The sequence below is a fragment of the Xanthobacter cornucopiae genome (genome assembly GCF_043195065.2).
Classification (GTDB): Bacteria; Pseudomonadota; Alphaproteobacteria; order Rhizobiales; family Xanthobacteraceae; genus Xanthobacter.
Genome location: NZ_CM195531.1, coordinates 2,795,499 through 2,812,891, shown reverse-complemented (window position 1 = coordinate 2,812,891; position 17,393 = coordinate 2,795,499). Strand labels below are relative to the sequence as shown.

The 17,393-nt window shown below is 69.4% G+C and carries 14 protein-coding genes; 7 read left to right on the top strand and 7 right to left on the bottom strand.

From position 1 onward, the window contains the following. Nucleotides 1-18: 18 nt before the first annotated feature. The 3 genes from V5F53_RS12365 to V5F53_RS12355 form a co-directional block, all read right to left on the bottom strand. Nucleotides 19-1,350, bottom strand: a complete 1,332-nt coding sequence (locus V5F53_RS12365) for an LLM class flavin-dependent oxidoreductase (protein ID WP_393997740.1) — start codon at nucleotides 1,348-1,350, stop codon at nucleotides 19-21. A gap of 466 nt (nucleotides 1,351-1,816) precedes the next feature. Continuing rightward, nucleotides 1,817-2,143, bottom strand: coding sequence for a 4Fe-4S binding protein (locus V5F53_RS12360; protein ID WP_393997739.1), 327 nt, complete (start codon nucleotides 2,141-2,143; stop codon nucleotides 1,817-1,819). Further along, entirely contained in the window at nucleotides 2,140-3,753 is a 1,614-nt protein-coding gene (locus V5F53_RS12355; protein ID WP_393997738.1) for an FAD-dependent oxidoreductase, read from the bottom strand. The genes V5F53_RS12360 and V5F53_RS12355 overlap by 4 nt, the downstream gene beginning before the upstream one ends. Nucleotides 3,754-3,936: 183 nt before the next feature. On the opposite strand from V5F53_RS12355, the gene V5F53_RS12350 reads away from it, so the two are divergent. The 5 genes from V5F53_RS12350 (at nucleotide 3,937) to V5F53_RS12330 (ending at nucleotide 9,500) form a co-directional block, all read left to right on the top strand. Beyond that, nucleotides 3,937-5,154, top strand: coding sequence for an acyl-CoA dehydrogenase family protein (locus V5F53_RS12350; RefSeq protein WP_393997737.1), 1,218 nt, complete (start codon nucleotides 3,937-3,939; stop codon nucleotides 5,152-5,154). Between the two features lie 61 nt (nucleotides 5,155-5,215). After that, nucleotides 5,216-6,568 (top strand): LLM class flavin-dependent oxidoreductase, encoded by a 1,353-nt coding sequence (locus V5F53_RS12345; RefSeq protein WP_393997736.1) that lies wholly within the window; start codon nucleotides 5,216-5,218, stop codon nucleotides 6,566-6,568. A gap of 245 nt (nucleotides 6,569-6,813) precedes the next feature. Continuing rightward, entirely contained in the window at nucleotides 6,814-7,662 is an 849-nt protein-coding gene (locus tag V5F53_RS12340) for an ABC transporter permease (RefSeq protein WP_393997735.1), read from the top strand. A gap of 54 nt (nucleotides 7,663-7,716) precedes the next feature. After that, nucleotides 7,717-8,721 carry an ABC transporter substrate-binding protein gene (locus V5F53_RS12335; RefSeq protein WP_393997734.1) on the top strand — a complete coding sequence of 335 codons (1,005 nt, stop codon included), beginning with the start codon at nucleotides 7,717-7,719 and terminating at the stop codon, nucleotides 8,719-8,721. An 8-nt stretch (nucleotides 8,722-8,729) separates the two neighbouring features. Further along, a complete protein-coding gene (locus tag V5F53_RS12330; protein WP_393997733.1) occupies nucleotides 8,730-9,500 on the top strand; it encodes an ABC transporter ATP-binding protein in 771 nt (256 codons plus the stop codon). A 21-nt stretch (nucleotides 9,501-9,521) separates the two neighbouring features. On the opposite strand, the gene fes is transcribed toward V5F53_RS12330, so the two are convergent. Together fes and V5F53_RS12320 are read right to left on the bottom strand one after the other, a co-directional pair. Beyond that, the gene (gene fes, locus V5F53_RS12325) at nucleotides 9,522-11,174 is read right to left on the bottom strand and encodes an enterochelin esterase (protein ID WP_393997732.1); all 1,653 of its coding nucleotides are present in this window, start codon (nucleotides 11,172-11,174) and stop codon (nucleotides 9,522-9,524) included. Continuing rightward, nucleotides 11,171-13,381: a TonB-dependent siderophore receptor gene (locus V5F53_RS12320; RefSeq protein ID WP_393997731.1), complete on the bottom strand. Its 2,211-nt coding sequence runs from the start codon at nucleotides 13,379-13,381 to the stop codon at nucleotides 11,171-11,173. The genes fes and V5F53_RS12320 overlap by 4 nt, the downstream gene beginning before the upstream one ends. A 193-nt stretch (nucleotides 13,382-13,574) precedes the next feature. Here V5F53_RS12320 and V5F53_RS12315 point away from each other — a divergent pair, with 193 nt between their 5' ends. Further along, nucleotides 13,575-14,432: a helix-turn-helix transcriptional regulator gene (locus V5F53_RS12315; protein ID WP_393997730.1), complete on the top strand. Its 858-nt coding sequence runs from the start codon at nucleotides 13,575-13,577 to the stop codon at nucleotides 14,430-14,432. Between the two features lie 469 nt (nucleotides 14,433-14,901). On the opposite strand, the gene V5F53_RS12310 is transcribed toward V5F53_RS12315, so the two are convergent. Together V5F53_RS12310 and V5F53_RS12305 are read right to left on the bottom strand one after the other, a co-directional pair. Then, nucleotides 14,902-15,000 carry a TetR family transcriptional regulator gene (locus V5F53_RS12310; protein WP_393997729.1) on the bottom strand — a complete coding sequence of 33 codons (99 nt, stop codon included), beginning with the start codon at nucleotides 14,998-15,000 and terminating at the stop codon, nucleotides 14,902-14,904. A 94-nt stretch (nucleotides 15,001-15,094) separates the two neighbouring features. Continuing rightward, the gene (locus tag V5F53_RS12305; protein ID WP_393997728.1) at nucleotides 15,095-15,421 is read right to left on the bottom strand and encodes a cupin domain-containing protein; all 327 of its coding nucleotides are present in this window, start codon (nucleotides 15,419-15,421) and stop codon (nucleotides 15,095-15,097) included. Between the two features lie 444 nt (nucleotides 15,422-15,865). Here V5F53_RS12305 and serA point away from each other — a divergent pair, with 444 nt between their 5' ends. Beyond that, the gene (serA, locus tag V5F53_RS12300; protein WP_393997727.1) at nucleotides 15,866-17,134 is read left to right on the top strand and encodes a phosphoglycerate dehydrogenase; all 1,269 of its coding nucleotides are present in this window, start codon (nucleotides 15,866-15,868) and stop codon (nucleotides 17,132-17,134) included. Nucleotides 17,135-17,393: the final 259 nt, after the last annotated feature.

Here is a 17,393-nt window from a genome sequence, read left to right as displayed (position 1 = left end):
GGCCGTCGCACGGCCGGGTCAGTCGGCGGGGAAGAAGCGATTGGCGGGGCGCGGCAGGCCGAGGTGGTCGCGCAGGGTGGTGCCTTCGTAGTCCTGCCGGAACAGGCCACGCCGCTGCAGCTCCGGCACCAGCTTTTCCACCACCGCGTCGAGCCCGCCCGGCAGGAACGGGAACATGACGTTGAACCCGTCCGAGCCCTCCTGCGTCAGCCACTCCTCCATTTCGTCGGCGATGGTGGCGGCGGTGCCCACGAAGGAGAGGCCGCCATAGCCGCCGAGCCGCTGGGCCAGCTGGCGCACCGTGAGGTTCTCGGCCTGGGCGGTGGCGATGGCGCGGGCGCGTCCGCTCTTGCTGGCATTGGTCTGCGGAATCTCCGGCAGCGGTCCGTCGGGGTCGAAGCCGGAGGCATCCACCCCGAGGGCGATGGACAGGGCGGCGATGGCGCTGTCCGAATGCACCAGTGCATCGAGCCGGGCGCGGATGTCGCGGGCTTCGTCGCCGCTGTCGCCCACCACCACCAGCGCCCCGGGCAGAATCTTCATGTGGTCGCGGTGGCGGCCGGCGGCGGCCATGCGGCCCTTCACGTCGGCATAGAAGGCGCGGCCGGCCTCCAGGCTGTTGACGGCGGTGAACACCATTTCCGCGGTTTCGGCGGCCAGCTGGCGCCCGGCGTCCGAGGCTCCCGCCTGCACGATCACCGGCCAGCCCTGCACCGGCCGGGCGATGTTGAGCGGGCCGCGCACCGACAGGTGCTCGCCCTTGTGCGCCAGCACATGCATCTTCGCGGGATCGAAAAAGATGCCGCTCTCCGGGTCGCGGATGAAGGCGTCGTCGGCGAAGCTGTCCCACAGGCCGGTCACCACGTCATGGAACTCGCGCGCCCGGGCATAGCGCTCGGCATGGGCCACATGGTGCTCCAGGCCGAAATTCAGCGCCGCATCGGGATTGGAGGTGGTGACGATGTTCCATCCCGCGCGCCCGCCGGAAATGTGGTCGAGGGAGGCGAAGCGCCGGGCCACGTGGAACGGCTCATCGAAGGTGGTGGAGGCGGTGGCGATGAGGCCGATGCGCTCGGTGGCCCCCGCCAGCGCCGCCAGCAGGGTGAAGGGCTCGAACGAGGTCACCGTGTGGCTGCGCTTCAGCGCCTCGATGGGCATGTTCAGCACCGCCAGGTGATCGGCCATGAAGAAGGCGTCGAACTTGCCGCGCTCCAGGGTCCTGATGAAGCGCTTCAGGTGGGCGAAGTTGAAATTGGCATCGGCAAAGGCACCGGGATAGCGCCAGGCGCCGGTGTGGATGCTGACCGGACGCATGAAGGCGCCCAGGTGCAGGCGACGGGGACGAGCCATGAAAACCTCAGAGTGAGAAACCTCAGAGTGAGAAACCTCAGAGTGAGAAACGCGGGGTGCCGCAGGCGCAGTGAACATTGCCGGGTGTCGATCGCGGCGTGAAGAGCCCGCACCCAGAACCGCGGTTGTGGTTTCGTGCGCGGCCGCTTCCGGCCTCTTCTGAAATGGCGTCGCCATCCGGCGGTGCCAGGGGCGCGGCTGTGACGGGCGAGGCTGAGGGGCGAGGCTCAAGGACCCGGCTGAGGGGCAAGGCGCGTGACCGGACGCGCGGAGCCAAATCGAGCGGAGCCAGGTAGAGCGGAGCCAGGTAGAGCGGGACCAAGTGGAGCGGGACCAAGTACAGCGAGGCTGAGTGAATAACGGGGCTAAGCCAAGCGGAGTCACGCGGATGGCGAAGGCGGTCTGAACATCGTCCCGGCGCGGCGGGGTACCGATGGGGCGGGGGCGCCATCGGCGGGGTACCGGGTCAGCCGCCTTTCAGCACCCGGTGCATGGTGTCCACGTTGCGGTTGGCGGCGGTGGTCCGGGTCCAGCCGATGGCGGCGCGATAGCTGCCGAGGGCGCCGGCGACCGCGGGGTCCGCCTCCCGCGCGCCCTGCGGTCCGCTCGCCGTGGGCGCGACGTAAAGCGCGTCCTCCGGGCAGTAGAGCTCGCACATGAAGCAGGTCTGGCAATCCGCCTGGCGGGCAATGCGCGGAATGCCTCCGGCCACCGCCTCGAACACATTGGTGGGGCAGGCGGTGACGCAGATGTTGCAGGCGGTGCAGCGGCTGGGGCTGAGCAGCTCGATCATGCCGCCACCTCCAGGCGCACGTCGTCCGGCAAGGCCGGGGCGGGACGGGGGGTGACCCTCACTTCGTCGAGGCCGGCGGCGGTGAGATAGTGGCGCTGGCCGGCGTCGAGGCGCGGCGCGTCCAGGCGCCGGTGCATGCCCCGGCTCTCGCCGCGCGCCAGGGCGCTGCGGTACATCCAGCGGGCGACGGCGGTCATGGCCGCCGCCTCGCGGGCGCGCAGCAGGTCGCCGCTGCTGGCCGGGCCGCTGGCGCGCAGCGCGGTCCACTGCCGGTCCAGCCGGTCGAGGGCGTCGGCAAGGCCGGTCTCGGTGCGGAAGTAGTTGCGATCAAAGGGGTGGACCTCGCCGATGACGGTGGCGGCGGCCGTCGCCGGGTCGAAGGGGCGCCCGCCACCGAAGCGCAGCCCCACGGTGCCGGCGCCCCGCGGCGTACCGCCGGCCGGGCGGGCGCGGCGACCGTAATCGGCGGCGGCCGCGCCGGCCCAGCGGCCGGAGGAGATGGCCCAGGCCGCATTGTGGCTGCCGCCGCCGGTGAAGCCGCCGCAGATCAGCTCCCGGGTGGCGGCGTCGCCCGCCGCATAGAGGCCGGGCACGCCGGTGGCGCAGGCGTCGTCGACGATGCGCAGGCCGCCGGTGCCGCGCACCGTGCCTTCCAGATGCAGCGTCACCGGGAAGCGCTGGGTGAACGGGTCGATGCCCATGCGGTCGAACGGCAGGAAGAAATTGGGCTGGGCCAAGCGCATGTGGGCGCGCATGGCGGCGTCGGCGCGGTCGAGCTGGGCATAGACCGGCCCCTGCTGCAGGTGGCGCGCGATGACCGAGCGCCCGCCCTGGGAGGCGGCGTCGGGGATGACCGCGCCGGATGGATCGGTGAAGGTCGCCCATTTGTAGAACAGCGTCTTGGTGACCGAGGAGAAGGCGGCGGCGATGGCATAGGCGTTGGAGAATTCCATGCCGGAGAGGTCGGCTCCCGCCTCCGCCGCCATCAGGTGGCCGTCGCCGGTCAGGGCGGTGCAGCCGAGGGCGCGGGACAGGAAGGCGCAGCCGCCGGTGGCGATCACCACCGCGCCGGCCCGCGCGCTCCAGAGGTCGCCCCGCTGGCGATGGATGCCGCGCGCGCCGGCGACGCCGCCGGCCTCGTCCACCAGCAGTTCCAGCGCCGGGCTGTGGTCGAGAATGCGCACGCCGGCGCCCTTCACCAGCTTGCGCATGAGACGCATGTATTCCGGCCCCTGGAGGGAGACGCGGATGGGGACGCCGGCCTCGTCCAGCGGAAAGGGGTAGCCGCGCTCGCCCAGGTGATCGAGCGCGTCGTGGGTGTCGTCCAGCACCCGGGCCGACCAGGCGCGGTCGGCGAGATATCCGCCCAGGGCCTCGCGGCTGACGATGGCGGCGTGGCGCCGGGCCGGCTCGGGCGGCACATGCCACACCGAGGTGCCGGAGGGGGCGGTGGCGCCGGAGGTGCCGCAGAAGCCCTTGTCGGCCAGCACCACCCGCGCGCCGGCGCGCGCCGCCGCATAGGCCGCCCAGGTGCCGGCCGGTCCGCCGCCGAGGATGAGCACGTCGCACGCGAAATCGCTGTCCGTGTCGGGGGAAGATGCGCTGGCCATGCCCATGCTCGCTGGTTGGGAGGTCGGGTTTCTCGGGTGCGGCGAATGCCGGGAAAAAACCTAATGACATTCTTGATTAATTCAATAAAAATTATCATGTTAAATCACATGGACCCGCGGCCATTCCGCCGCCCCCCCCAAGCAGCGTCCGCCCGAGCGATACGCCAAGAGGTTGAGCACGCCATGAACGAAACCGTCCGTCATGTGACCCCGGTGCGGCTCGGCGGCGACGTCGCGCGCGCCGCCGACAGCATCCTGTCCGACGACCTGCTGGAGCGCCTCGGCGCCCGCGCCGATGGCTACGACCGGGAGAACCGCTTCTTCCACGAAGACCTGGAGGACCTGCGGGCCATCTCCTATCTCACCCTGGCGGTGCCCTCGGAGCTGGGGGGGCTCGGCCGGCTGCTGCCGCAGGTGGTGCGCGAGCAGGCGCGCCTCGCCTATCGGGCGCCGGCCACCGCGCTCGGCATCAACATGCACCTCTACTGGACCGGCGCCGCCGCCTATCTGTGGCGGCGCGGCGACCATTCCGCCGACTGGATCCTGGAGGAGGCGCTGGCGGGCCGCATCTTCGCCGCCGGCCATGGCGAGATCGGCAACGACCTTGGCCTTGCCTATTCTGCCGTGGCGGCCGAGCCGCAGCCGGACGGCTCCTACCGCTTCACCGGGCGCAAGGTGTTCACCTCCCTGGCGCCGGTGTGGGACTGGCTGGGCATCCACGCCCGCGATGCGTCGGACCCGGACCACCCCAAGATCGTCCATGCCTTCATCCGCCGCGCCGATGGCGGCCACCGCACCCTGGAAACCTGGGACACCCTGGGCGTGCGTGCCACCCGCAGCGACGACACGCTGCTGGAGGGCGCCGTCGCCGAGGCGCCGTTCGTCACCCGGGTGCTGCCGGCGGGTCCGCCCGCCGATCCCTTCATCGACGGCATCTTCTCGTCGGCCATTCCGCCCATCGCGGCGGTCTATTACGGCATCGCCCGGCGCGCCTTCGACCTCGCGGTGGCGAGCGCCCAGGGCCGCACCTCCTCGGCGCTGGGCGGCAAGGCGCTGGCCCACCATCCCCATACCCAGCTCCTGGTGTCCCAGGCGGCCATCGAGCTCGATTCCATCTGGGCGCTGCTCGACCGCATCACCCACGAATGGGTGGAGGGGGCGGACCACGGCGCAGCCTGGCCGGCCAAGCTGCTGGCGGCCAAGCAACATGCGGTGGACGGGGCGCGGCGGGTGGTGGACCTCGCCACCCGCATCGCCGGCGCCTCCTCGCTCTACCGCAAGAACGAGCTGGAACGGCTCTATCGCGACGTGCGCTCGGGCCCGTTCCATCCGCCGAACGAGAACGCCACCCACGATCTCATCGGCCGCACCTATCTCGGCGTGCTCGACGCCCCGGCCTGACCGCCGGGCCGGCCCGCCGCCGATTCGCCCTCAATTCGGACTCCCTCCAGCGGAACACGCCATGACCACGCGCAACGGACAGCTCAAGCTCGGCGCCTTCCATTACTTCACCGGCCATCACGTCGCCGCCTGGCGCCACCCGCAGGCCTGGGCGGGCGACGAGATCCGCCATTACATCGAGTTCGCGCGGCTGGCGGAGGCCGCCAAGTTCGACGCCTTCTTCCTCGCCGACGGGGTCGGCGTGCGGCTGAAGCATCCGGAGGCGGCGAGCCGCAAGGCCCATAGCGGCGTATCGGTGTTCGAGCCGCTGACGCTGCTGTCGCATCTGGCCGCCTTCACCTCCCGCATCGGCCTGGTGGCCACCGCCTCCACCACCTTTTCCGACCCCTACAACCTCGCCCGCCAGTTCGCGTCCCTCGACCACCTCAGCCAGGGGCGCGCGGGCTGGAACCTCGTGACCTCCAACGAGCCGGATGTCGCGCTCAATTTCGGCCACGAAGCCCCCGTGCCCCATGCTCAGCGCTATGAGCGCGCCGAGGAGTTCGCCGACGTGGTGACCGGCCTGTGGGACAGTTTCGAGGACGACGCCTTCGTGCGCGACCGGGAGAGCGGACGCTATTTCGACCCCGAGAAGCTGCATGTGCTCAATCACAGCGGCCGGCATTTCAAGGTGCAGGGGCCACTCAACGTGCCGCGCACGCCCCAGGGCCGGCCGGTGATCGTGCAGGCCGGCTCTTCCGAGCCCGGCAAGGAGCTGGCGGCGCGCACCGCCGAGGTGATCTTTACCGCCCAGCAGACGACCGCGGAGGCGGCGGCCTTCTATGCGGACGTGAAGGGGCGGCTCGCCAAGTACGGCCGCGCGCCGGACGATTTGAAGATCCTGCCCGGCGTGTTCCCGGTGGTGGGGCGCAGCCGCGAGGAGGCGCAGGACAAGTTCGAGGCGCTGCAAAACCTCATCAGCCCGGAAGTGGGCCTCGAGCTGCTCTCCAATCACACCGGCGGCTTCGACCTTTCAGGTTATCCGCTTGACGGGCCGCTGCCGGAGCTGCCCGCCACCCAGGGCGGGCGCAGCCGCCAAGCCCTGGTGAGCGAGCTGGCGCGGCGGGAGAATCTCACCATCCGCCAGCTCTATCTGCGCATCGCCGGCGCCCGCGGGCATTGGCAGGTGGTGGGCACGCCCACGGAGATCGCCGACTTGCTGCAGGAGCGCTTCGAGGCCTATGGGGCGGACGGCTTCAACATCATGGCGCCCCTGGTGCCCGCCGGCTTCACCGATTTCGTCGAGCTGGTCCTGCCGGAGCTGCGCCGGCGCGGCCTGTTCCGCACCGAATACGAGGGCGCGACCCTGCGCGAGAACCTGGGCCTGAAGCGCCCCGCCAACAGCCTCGCCGCCCGCCGCGCGGCGGCGGAATAGCGCGCGCGCCGGTGGCGTCACGCGATCAGACGTCGGGGCTCCGTGGGATGCCCCGACGTCCGCGTCATGGGATCGGGATTCCAGGGCGGCTTCGATCCGGGCCGGCGTATGTCCGCAGGCAGGGGTGGAAAATCCCGGTCATCACCGTAATTTATAAATTCCATCGATTTAATTGACACTATTTCCGGAGCCTGTAGCATCGCGCTCATCAACCCGTGAGGCGCTCGCGAGAGGGATATATCGGCATGAGCCTGCAGAACCTGGATGCCACCTTGCCCATCGGCCTCGACCGGCGGGAGAAGGCGTTCGGCGCGAGCCTGCGCCGCGCCGCGCCGCAGGCGGTCGGCCGGTTCCTCGCGCGCTACGGGCTGCTGCTCTCCTTCCTGCTCCTGTGGCACGTGGCGAGCACCCTGCGCTGGGTCAACCCCTCGGTCTTTCCGCCTCTCGACGTGATTGCCTCCGCGTTCTGGCGGGGCCTCACCAAGGGCACGCTGGCGGCCGACCTCGGCATCAGCCTGCAGCGCTCGGGGCTGGCCTTCGCCGCCGCGGTGGCGGTGTCCATTCCGCTCGGCCTGTTCATGGGGCAGATCCGGGCGGTGGAGCGGGCGCTCGACCCGATCCTGCAGCTGTTCCGCCAGACCTCGGCGCTGGCGCTCTATCCGGTGTTCATCTTGCTGCTGGGGCTGGGCGAGCTCTCCAAGGTGTTCGTGATCTTCTGGGCCACCAGCTTTCCGCTGCTGCTGAGCACCATCGGCGGGGTGAAGGAAGTCGAGCCGAAGCTGATCGAGATGGCCCGCGTGTACGGGGCCTCGCGGCTGGCCGTGTTCACCCGTGTGGTGCTGCCGGGCGCCCTGCCGTCCATTTTCGTCGGCCTCAGGTTGTCGGCCACCATGGCGCTGCTGATGCTGATCGCTTCGGAAATGATCGGCGCGAACCAGGGTCTGGGCTTTCAGGTGATGAACGCGCAGTTCAATTTCCAGATCCCGCTGATGTTCTCCGCCATCTTCATGCTCGCGGTGCTGGGTCTTCTCGCCAATTACGCCATCGTCAGCCTGCAGCGGCGGTTGTGCCGATGGAGCGTGGCGTCCAGCTGACCCGATCTTTGTTTCGCGTCTTCGCTCAATTTTGCCAGAAGGGCACTGCCAGCCATGGACTTCTCGTTTCTCAAGATCGGCGCCGCCGCGCTCGTCGCCGCCAGCGTTCTGACGGCGGCGGTCGCGCCCAGCCGCGCCGAGCCGGCGTCCGACCCCTTCACCTTCCGCTTCATGCCGAACCGGGGCAGCGTCAGCCCGCACGATCTCGCCTTCGCGCTGGGCTATTACGAGCCTTTCGGCATCAAGCTGGAGAACAAGGGGTTCGCGAGCGGCGGGCCGGAGACGCTGTTCGGCCTCGCCGGCGGCAGCCTGGATCTTGCCTCGGCGGCGACGTCGGCGGTGCTGAACTCCATCGCCAATGGCAATGATTTTCTCATCGCCTATCCCTCCAACGGTATCGTCAAGGGCAACGAGAGCGTCTTCTTCGTGCTCGAGGACAGTCCCATCAAGACCATCGCCGACCTGAAGGGCAAGACCATCTCGGTCAATACCCTCGGCGCCCATCTCGATTACACGGTCCGCGAGGCGTTCCACAAGAATGGTCTGCCGCAGAATGCCGCGAAGCTGGTGGTGGTGCCCGGCCCGCAGCTGGAGCAGACCTTGCGCGCCAGGCAGGTGGACGCCGCCGGCCTCGGCTATTGGCAGGCCACCTTCGCCGGTCAATTGGTGGCCAACGGCGGCGTGCGGGCGGTCTTCAGCGACACCGACGTGCTGGGCGAGCTGGCGGGCGGCTTCGTCGTGTTCCGCCGCGACTTCGCCAAAGCCCATCCGGTGGCGGCGCGCAATTTCGTCCAGCAGGCGGCGCGGGCCGCCGACTGGTCGCGCGAGAATCCGGAGGACGCGCGCAAGGAGGTGGCCAAGATCCTGGAAAAGCGCGGCGAGAACCCCGAGCTCGCCAAGTTCTGGCTGGGCTTCGGCCTGCAGCCCGGGGCCAGGGCGACCGAGCGCGACGTCGCCTTCTGGGTGGACGTGCTCTCTCGCGAGGGGACCATCCCGGCCGGAAAGATCAAGCCGGCGGACATCATCTTCCAGCCCGACGCGGCGCAGCCGAAGGACTGAGGCCAGCCATGAGCGAGCCGAGCGCCGCCTTCCGCGGAGAGGTCTCCATCCGCGATCTGTCCAAGTCGTTCGTGATCGCGGGGCGCGACCTGCCGGTGGTGCGGGATCTGAGCGTGCACATCCGCTCCGGCGAGAGCCTGGTGATCGTCGGCGCCAGCGGATCGGGCAAGACCACGCTGCTGCGCATCCTCGCCGGCCTGGAGACGGCCGATGCGGGCGATGTCCGCGTGAGCGGCCGGCGGGTCCACGGGGTCGGCGCCGAGCGCGCCATGATCTTCCAGGAGCCGCGCCTGCTGCCCTGGGAGAGCGTCTTGCGCAACGTGGCGTTCGGCCTGGAGATGCGCGGCCTCGCCCGGCGCGCGGCGGAAGCGGAGGCCCGCCGCTACCTGTCGCTGGTGGGGCTCTCGGATTTCGCCGAGGCCTTTCCCCGGCAATTATCGGGCGGCATGGCGCAGCGCGTGGGCATTGCCCGGGCGCTGGCGGTGCAGCCGGAAATCCTGCTGCTGGACGAGCCGTTCGGTGCCCTCGACGCGATGACCAAGATCACCATGCAGAACGAGCTGAGCCGCATCTGGCACGAGGAGAACGTGACCATGGTGCTGGTGACCCACGATCTGGAAGAGGCGATCTACCTGGCCGACCGGGTGCTGGTGCTGCCCAAGGACAAGAGCCGGGCGCCGCAGCTCATCGACATCGACCTGCCGCGCCCGCGGGATCGCAGCGAGGCGCATTTCATCCGCTATCGCGAGGCCCTGCTGCGCGAATTCGGCCTGCACTGAGCGCGCAACCGGGTTCCGGGCTCAGGGGCTGTCCAGGCGCGGGGCCAGGGCGAGGAGGGCATCGGCCAGCGCGCCGCGCCAGACCAGATAGTCATGGCCGCCGGCATATTCGCGGTAGCTCACGTCATAGCCCTTGGCCCGCAGCACGTCGCGCAGGTGGCGGGAGGTGTCGAGGATGCCGGCGCTGTCGCCATGAGCGCGTTCGAACAGGCCGGCGCTGAGGTGGAGCCGCAGCTTGCGCGCCGGCTCCCGCGCCACGCGGTCGGCCACATGCTCGGGGGCATCGGCGGGCGCGTCCGGGGGATGCCACCAGAACGAGCCGGACAAGGCGATGGCATTGGCGAACCGCTCGGGGCGGCGCAGCGCCGCCGTCACCGCCGCCAGTCCCCCATAGCTGGAGCCGGCGAGAATGGTGCGTGCGGCCGGAATGTCGGCTCCGGTTTCGGCGCGGATGCGCGGCAGCAGCTCGTCGGCCAGCATGTCGGCGAAGCCGGGATGGCCGGGCAGCTCGCGGGCGCGCGTCGCCGGGTCGATCTCGGAGACGAACACCGCCAGCACCGGCGGCAGGCGGCCCTCGGCGATCAGCGCGTCGAGGATGGCCGGGGTCGGCACCTTGGTGAGATAGGCTCGGACATCGAACACCACCAGCAGCGCGTTGCGCCGGTCGCGCGGGTCGAAGCCGGCGGGCCGGTAGATCGTGATGTCGCGGACATTGCCGAGCCGCGGGCTGGCGAAAGGAAAGGTGGCGAGGTGGCCGCTCGGGGCGCCGGTGGCGGCAAGGCCGGGTTGCGCAGGGGCATCCGGCAGGGTCACGGTGGAGTCCTGATTGTAGGCATCGGGCGCCACGGCCGGCCAGGGCGCGCGGTTCAGCGGGTCGGCCCGGGCGGTGGCGAGCAGGGCGGCACGGCGCTCCCGCGGCGTGCCGGGCAGCTCGGGCACGTCAGGCGCCAGCTGGTAGGACAGGCGGGTATCGGCGGGCACCAGGAAGCTCTTGAACCAGACGTCGCTGTCGCCCAGCCGGGCCAGCCAGTCGTGATCGCCGGAGGGAGCGCCGAACAGGCGCACGTTGGCGCGCGCGCCGCGCGCCAGGAAGGTCAGCAGGCGCTGCCCGTCCGGCGCTGACTCCACCAGGGGCGTGCCGGCGCGCCCCACCTCGGCCCAGAAGGCCTCGGTGGTCTCCCCTTGGGCCAGCCGCGCGGCGAGCGCGGCGATGGCCGGGCTGAGCGGCGGCTCGGCCGGGGGCCGCTGGGCGGCGCGCGGCACGCGGGCGGACAGGGTGAGCGTGGCGAGCGCGTCGGCCGCGAGCGCCGTCGCCACCAGGGTGTCGCCGGGGGCGGCCAGGATGAATTGGAAGCTGGCCACGGTCGCCACGTCGGCGGCGAGGCGGCGCAGGTGCCGGCCGTCAGCCGCGACGAGATCGAGCCGCCAGCGCCCGCGCGAGACCGCCAGTTCCCCGCGCAGGTAGTCGCCCTCAGCCCCGGCGAGGGGCAGGCGCAGACTGCCGCCTTCGGCGAGGCCGGCGAGCGGTCGCGCGCCGCCGGCGTCGATGAGGGGAGCAAGCGCAGGGGTGTTCGCGGCGGGCGGCGGTTCGGCCATGGCGGGACACGGGGCAAGGAGCCCCCCCGCCAGCAGCAGGGCGAGGGAGCGGGGGGAGCGGCGGGCGGGAGCGGTCACCACGTATACTTCAGCGAGGCGGTCACCGAGCGCCCCTCGCCGTAGAAGCAGGCATAGGCATTGGCGCAGGACGCCACATAGGTGGTGTCGGCGATGTTCTTGGCGTTGACCTGCAGCGCGGCTCCCGCGAGGCGCCGGTCGGCCGCACCGAGATCATATTTCAGCATGGCGTCGTAGAACGTGTAGGCCGGCACCTCGAACGTGTTGGCATTGTTGCCCCAGCTCTCGCCGATGTAGCGGATGCCGCCGCCCAGCTCGAGGCCCTTCGCCATGCCCTCGTCAAAGGCGTATTTGGCCCATAGCGAAGCCATGTTGGCGGGAATGCGGGCCGGAGTCTTGTCGAGCTGGGACGTGTCCCCGGTCTCGGTGATGGTGGAGTTGATGTAGGAATAGCTGGCGATCACCGACAAGTTCTTGTTGATTTCGGTGTGGGCGGACAGCTCGACGCCGCGGTTATGCACCGCGCCGATCTGTTGATACACATAGGAGCCGATCAGCGGATTGTAGATGCTCTGCACCTGGTTCTGTTGCCGGATGTCGTAATAGGCGGCGGTCAGAAGGGTGCGGGTGCCTTCCGGGGCGTATTTCACGCCTACTTCCACCTGCTCGGCGGTGGTGGGCTTGAACGGACCCTCGCCGGCCGGCGGCTCGTAGAGCGCGGGCTCGAACGAGGTGGCGTAGCTGGCATAGGGCGCGATGCCGTTGGCGAAGGTGTAGAGGGCGCCCACGCGATAGGTGAAGGCGGAATCCGACGTGCGCAGGTTGGTGCCGCCCACCGCGTCGACGATGGAGGTCTGGGCGAAGTCCTGGCGCAGGCCGGCGATGAGGCGCAGGTCGCCGATGGACACCTGGTCCTGCAGATAGGCGCCGAGCTGGGAGGCGGACAGGTCCTGGTCCGACGACGGGTTGAGCACCAGGCCGGAGAAGTCGTAGCCGTAGACGGGGAACACCAGGTTGATGGTGGGCACGTCGCTCCAATTGTAGCCCCACTGATAGTCGCGCTTGCGGTAGCGGTAGTCGAGGCCGGCGAGCACGGTGTGGGCGGCCGGGCCGGTGTCGAACTTCAACTCGGCCTGGTTGTCGTTGGTGAGGGTGCCCCAGGTGTCGGTGCCGCCGCTGGCGGTGCGATGCACGGTGGTGTAGGCGCCGGTGCCCGGCGTGGCGCTGGTCCAGCCCCACACTAAGGTCTTCTGCTCCATGTCCACCCAATAGTAGCGCAGCTTCTGGCGCACGGTGAGGGCGGTGTTGAAGTGGTGCTCGAACTCGTAGCCGAGCCAGGCCTGGGTGCGCTTCTCGGTCTCGAAATTGGGGTCGGAAACGAAGAAGGAGCGCGGCACGAAGCCGTAGCCGGCGATGGGCTCGACCGTGCCGGCGGCGTCGAGGAAGTTGCGATAGCCGAAGTCCGGCTCATATTCGTAGCCGGCGAGGATGGTGAGCAGGGTGTCGTCGCTGGGCCGCCACGACAGCGAGGGGGCGATGGCGATGGCCTGCTGCTTGGCGAAGTCTTCCTGGAGATCGGTGGACAGGCCGGTGCCCACCACGCGAAAGGCCAGAGTGTCGCTGCCGACGATCTTGTCGGCGAAGTCGAACGAGCCCTGGAACATGTTGTTGGTGCCGAGGGTCAGCTCCACCTCGCGCAGGGCGGAGAAGGTGGGCTTCTTGCTCACCATGTTGATGAGGCCGCCGGGATTGATCTGCCCATAGAGAACCGAGGACGGGCCGGCGATCAACTCCACCCGCTCGAGCAGGTAGGGATAGACCTTCGCGTAATCCTGGTCGCCGCCCACCAGCATGCCGTCGAGATAGCGCGGCACATAGCTGAAGCCGCGCACGAACACTTCGTCACGCACGTTGGAGGCACCGCGATACTCGGAAAACACGCCGGGCGTGTAGCGCAGGGCCTCGGCGACGGATTCGACCTGCTGGTCCTGCATCTGCTGCTGGCCCACCACCGAGATGGACTGCGGCGTTTCGGCGATGGGCGTGTCGGTCTTGGTGCCGGCGAGCGACTGGCGGGCCACGTAGCCGTCCACCGGCCCGTCGCCGCGCTCCTGCCGGCCCTGCACCTGGAGGGTGTCGAGCGGGATCGCGTCGGGCTTCGCCTCTTCGGCGTGGGCAAGGCCGATGGCGGCGACGCTCACCGCGCACAGAAGGGCGGCGCGGAACGCGGGACGAACGCGGGGCGAGGCAAAAGGAGGAAGCACCATTGGCCATGTCCTTGAAATGCAATGGGCGGCGCGCGGCGCGGCGGCACGCCTTGACGAACTGCCTCATGTATAAGATTTAGTATTAAAGGCGTCGATTGGCGAAGGGCGGGCGCAAACGGCAAATAGTTCTGCGCAAACGGCGAAGGTGGGCAAGAGGCGTTCTTTTGATTATTACAAATTCCAAGGTAGGACATTGAAACGGGAGATACCGCAGCATCTGTTCGTGGGCACGATGGAAGGCGTGCCGGCCTGCGCATGCGCGGAAAGCGTGTATGACATCTGGCCGAAGTTCGTCGTCATGGTGCTGCTGCAGGGGGCGCAGCACTTCGTCATCGACGACAGCGCGTTCCGGATCGACGCCGGAGCAGGGGAGACCGCGCGGCCGCTGGTGTTCATGCTCAACGTGGCGCGGTTCGCGCGGCTGCGCTTCGTCAACGACAGCCGCATTCCACTGCGCAAGGTGATGATCTCGGCGCCGCACCCGTGGATGGAGTGGCTGATGCGAACCCAGGGGCCGCAGGCCTCCGCGCTGCGGCCATTCCTGGCCGAGCACCTCGCCAGTTTCACCTTTGCCGCGAGCGGCCATGTGCGCCAGCTCGCCGAGCAGATCCTGTCGCCGCCGCCCTCGCTCGCCGGGGAACTGCGCACGCTGCATTGCAATTCGCGCGCGCTCGACATCATGTGCGTGGCCGGCCTTGCCCTGGCCGAGGCCGAGGAGGAGCGCCGCCCGGTTCTTGCCAGCCGGCGGCAGAGCGAGCGGGTGCGCGACTATGTGGTGGAGCATCTCGACCGCGCGCTCACCATCGAGGAGATTGCTCGCGCGGTGGGGGCCAGCGTGTCCTCGGTGCAGCGGCACTTCAAGGAGCATTTCCGGATGACGGTGTTCGACTTCATCCGCCGCGCGCGCCTTGCCCAGGCCTGCGAGGCGCTGGAGCGGGATGGCGTCACCATCGCCCAGGCCGCCTATGCGGCGGGCTACAACGACCCCTCCAATTTCGCCGTGGCGTTCAAGAAGGTGTACGGCGTGCCGCCCCGCTGCAAGCGGCGCTAGGTCGGCGCGTCCGGGGCGGCCCCGGACGCGCCGGCTGGAATGTATCCGTCTCAGGCTCCCGGACCCGGGAGGCCCGGCGCCGCCGTCAGGAGCCGGATGGCCTTCTCGGAGCGCTTCCGAAACGAGGCCATGGGCTCGGGGTCGGAAAGCGAGAGCGCCACCAGGCCTTCAAAGGAGGCAAAGATCTGCTCGGCCAGATCGCGCTCGGACAGGCCCGCGTCCTGTCTCGTTTGCCCCTGACCATGAGCAGGGTCTGTTCCAGCCAATCGATGTTCTGGTCCACACACCGTTTCAATTCGGCGGCGCCACCGGAGTCCTGAAACGCCGGCTCCCGCATCATGACCAGGTACAGGCAGGGCCGGGTTCCATCCCCCAGCATCTCGGCAAAAAGCGCCGCATGGGCGTTCAGCCGCGCGGTCAGGTCGTCCAGCGCGTCCATCACGCGCAGGCGCGCGGTCTGGTCCTGGCGCTAGTGTCCGAAGGCCTGCTGCGCCAGCGTCTCCGTCGAGGGGAAGTGGTGGTAGAGACTGGGCGCCTTGATCTGGAGGCATTCCGCGATCTGGCGCATGCCAGCCCGCTGAAGCCGCGCTGCTGGAACAAGCGGATGGAGGCGCCCAGGATCGCTTCCCGGGTGAGGGGAGGGTGGGGCTTCGGCGGCGCCGTCACGATGGTCCGTCCACGAAGTCGATGCCGCCACGATGGGCGACGAACAGCAGCGTTCCTTCCAGCGCCAGGGCTTCGTGCGCGTCGCTGCCCTGCACCTGCAGCATGTCTCCGGCGCGCGTCACCCCATCGTCGAAGCGAATGGCGCCCTCCAGGACGAGGATCTGCGCCCACCCGTGATGGGCGTGCCGGGGAAAGCGCGCGCCGGCCTCGAGTCGCGCGAGGCAGCCGCCATCGCCTTCAGCCCCCGTCCAGGTCTGGCAGGTCTGGATGCCCGCGACGCCGCTGTCGGACCAGGTGAGGGATGCTTTCCGAGCCAAGATCATGGACCCGCTCCAGTGTTGGAACAGCGGAAAACTACCTATCGTTTGTAGGTGATCAAGCTACGCCCGCAAAGGGCGCGACAGGGGCGCCGGGCGTCCTGCGCGCGGAGTTGCTTACTCCTGTCCCAACGTCAGACGGGTCCGTGTGTCGGGGAGCTCGATGCCGCCCGACGGCGGCGGGGCGTCGCCGATCGAGAGCGCCACCTTGCCGCCTTTCACGCCCCTGACGGGCATGTGATCTTCCCCGCGGCCGGAATCGCCGCCGCCGCCGCTTCCGGCGCGGCCGCGACAGGGCCCGACCCTAGACGCGCGCGGCAAAAAGGCTAAGGTCGCGCGCCCCAGGAGCGCCTATACCGAGGGCGCGGGACCGGACGTGGCCGTCCGAGCCACGCGACCCGCCCTGGTTTTTCGTTCGTAGCTCATTCACCGCCGAAGGACGCCGAGATCGTGACCGACAGCCATTCCCATTCGTCGCAACTCTCCCTGGCCAAAGACAAGATCCGGGTGCTGCTTCTCGAAGGCGTGAACGACAGCGCGGTCGAGATGTTGACGGCGGCGGGCTATACCAACCTCACGCGCCTCAGCAAGGCGCTGGACGGGGATGCGCTCAAGGACGCCATCAAGGGCGTGCATCTGCTCGGCATCCGCTCGCGCACCCACATCACCGCCGAGGTGCTGGAGGCGGCGGATCGGCTGATCGCCATCGGCTGCTTCAGCGTCGGCACCAACCAGGTGGACCTGGATGCCTGCCGCAGCCACGGCATTCCGGTGTTCAACGCACCCTTCTCCAACACCCGCAGCGTTGCCGAGCTGGTGATCGGCGAGATCGTCATGCTGCTGCGCCGCATTCCCTCGCGCTCCAACGCGGCGCACCGGGGGGAATGGGACAAGTCGGCTACCAACAGCCACGAGGTGCGCGGCAAGACGCTTGGCATCATCGGCTACGGCAACATCGGCTCGCAGCTCTCGAATCTCGCGGAAGCCATGGGCATGCGCGTGATCTTCCATGATCTCGTGGACAAGCTGCGCCTCGGCAACACCGAGCCCACCGCCACCCTCACCGAGCTGCTGGAGCAGAGCGACGTGGTGAGCCTGCACGTGCCGGAGACGCCCGCGACCCAGAACATGATTGGTCAGGCCGAGTTCGCGGCCATGAAGCCGGGGTCCTATTTCATCAACAACAGCCGCGGCACGGTGGTGGACCTCGAGGCGCTGGCCGAGGTGCTGCGCGCGGGCAAGCTGCTGGGCGCTGCCGTCGACGTCTTCCCGGTCGAGCCCGGCGCCAATGGGGAGCGCTTCGTTTCGCCGCTGCAGGGCCTGGAGAATGTCATTCTGACCCCGCACATCGGCGGCTCCACCCTGGAGGCCCAGGAGCGCATCGGCGCCGAGGTGGCGCGCAAGCTGCTGGACTATAGCGACACCGGCTCCACCGTGGGCGCGGTCAATTTCCCCCAGGTGCAGTTGCCCGCGCGCCCTTTGGGCACCCGCTTCATTCAGGTTCAGCGCAACCTGCCGGGCATGCTCGGGCGGCTGAATGAAGTGCTCGCGCGCCATTCGGTGAACATCGCCGCGCAATATTACGAGACCTATGCGGACGTGGGCTATGTGGTGCTGGACGCGGATGCGTCGGCGGCGGACAGCCAGCGCGTTCTCGAGGACATTCGCGCGCTCGAAGGCACCATTCGCGCCCGGCTGCTGTACGAATACAAGATCTGAGCCGGCGGGACCCGGGGCGGCCGGCAACGCCGCCCCGCCGCGCCGAGAAGGACTGGCGCCCGCCGCTGTGGAGTTCCCGGTCGGCGGGTACCGTTCCGTGGGCGCGCGGCCCGTTTCCGGGCGCTTGTCGTCCCCGCGCGGGTGCGATCCCTTGTCGTGCCGGTCCGGCGGGTGCTTCTGCAGCGGTTGCTTGCGCGGCGAGACAGCCGCGTGCAGCCAATATCAGGCCTCCCACCCGTGGGGGGCCTTTTTTATCGGG

What these genes read in the sequence shown, in the direction of transcription:
- V5F53_RS12355 (WP_393997738.1), bottom strand. Translation starts at nt 3,753, where the DNA reads ATGGCCAGCGCATCTTCCCCCGACACGGACAGCGATTTCGCGTGCGAC.
- V5F53_RS12335 (WP_393997734.1), top strand. Translation starts at nt 7,717, where the DNA reads ATGGACTTCTCGTTTCTCAAGATCGGCGCCGCCGCGCTCGTCGCCGCC.
- V5F53_RS12340 (WP_393997735.1), top strand. Translation starts at nt 6,814, where the DNA reads ATGAGCCTGCAGAACCTGGATGCCACCTTGCCCATCGGCCTCGACCGG.
- V5F53_RS12365 (WP_393997740.1), bottom strand. Translation starts at nt 1,350, where the DNA reads ATGGCTCGTCCCCGTCGCCTGCACCTGGGCGCCTTCATGCGTCCGGTC.
- V5F53_RS12310 (WP_393997729.1), bottom strand. Translation starts at nt 15,000, where the DNA reads ATGCGCCAGATCGCGGAATGCCTCCAGATCAAGGCGCCCAGTCTCTAC.
- V5F53_RS12320 (WP_393997731.1), bottom strand. Translation starts at nt 13,381, where the DNA reads ATGGTGCTTCCTCCTTTTGCCTCGCCCCGCGTTCGTCCCGCGTTCCGC.
- V5F53_RS12350 (WP_393997737.1), top strand. Translation starts at nt 3,937, where the DNA reads ATGAACGAAACCGTCCGTCATGTGACCCCGGTGCGGCTCGGCGGCGAC.
- V5F53_RS12345 (WP_393997736.1), top strand. Translation starts at nt 5,216, where the DNA reads ATGACCACGCGCAACGGACAGCTCAAGCTCGGCGCCTTCCATTACTTC.
- V5F53_RS12330 (WP_393997733.1), top strand. Translation starts at nt 8,730, where the DNA reads ATGAGCGAGCCGAGCGCCGCCTTCCGCGGAGAGGTCTCCATCCGCGAT.
- V5F53_RS12360 (WP_393997739.1), bottom strand. Translation starts at nt 2,143, where the DNA reads ATGATCGAGCTGCTCAGCCCCAGCCGCTGCACCGCCTGCAACATCTGC.
- V5F53_RS12305 (WP_393997728.1), bottom strand. Translation starts at nt 15,421, where the DNA reads ATGATCTTGGCTCGGAAAGCATCCCTCACCTGGTCCGACAGCGGCGTC.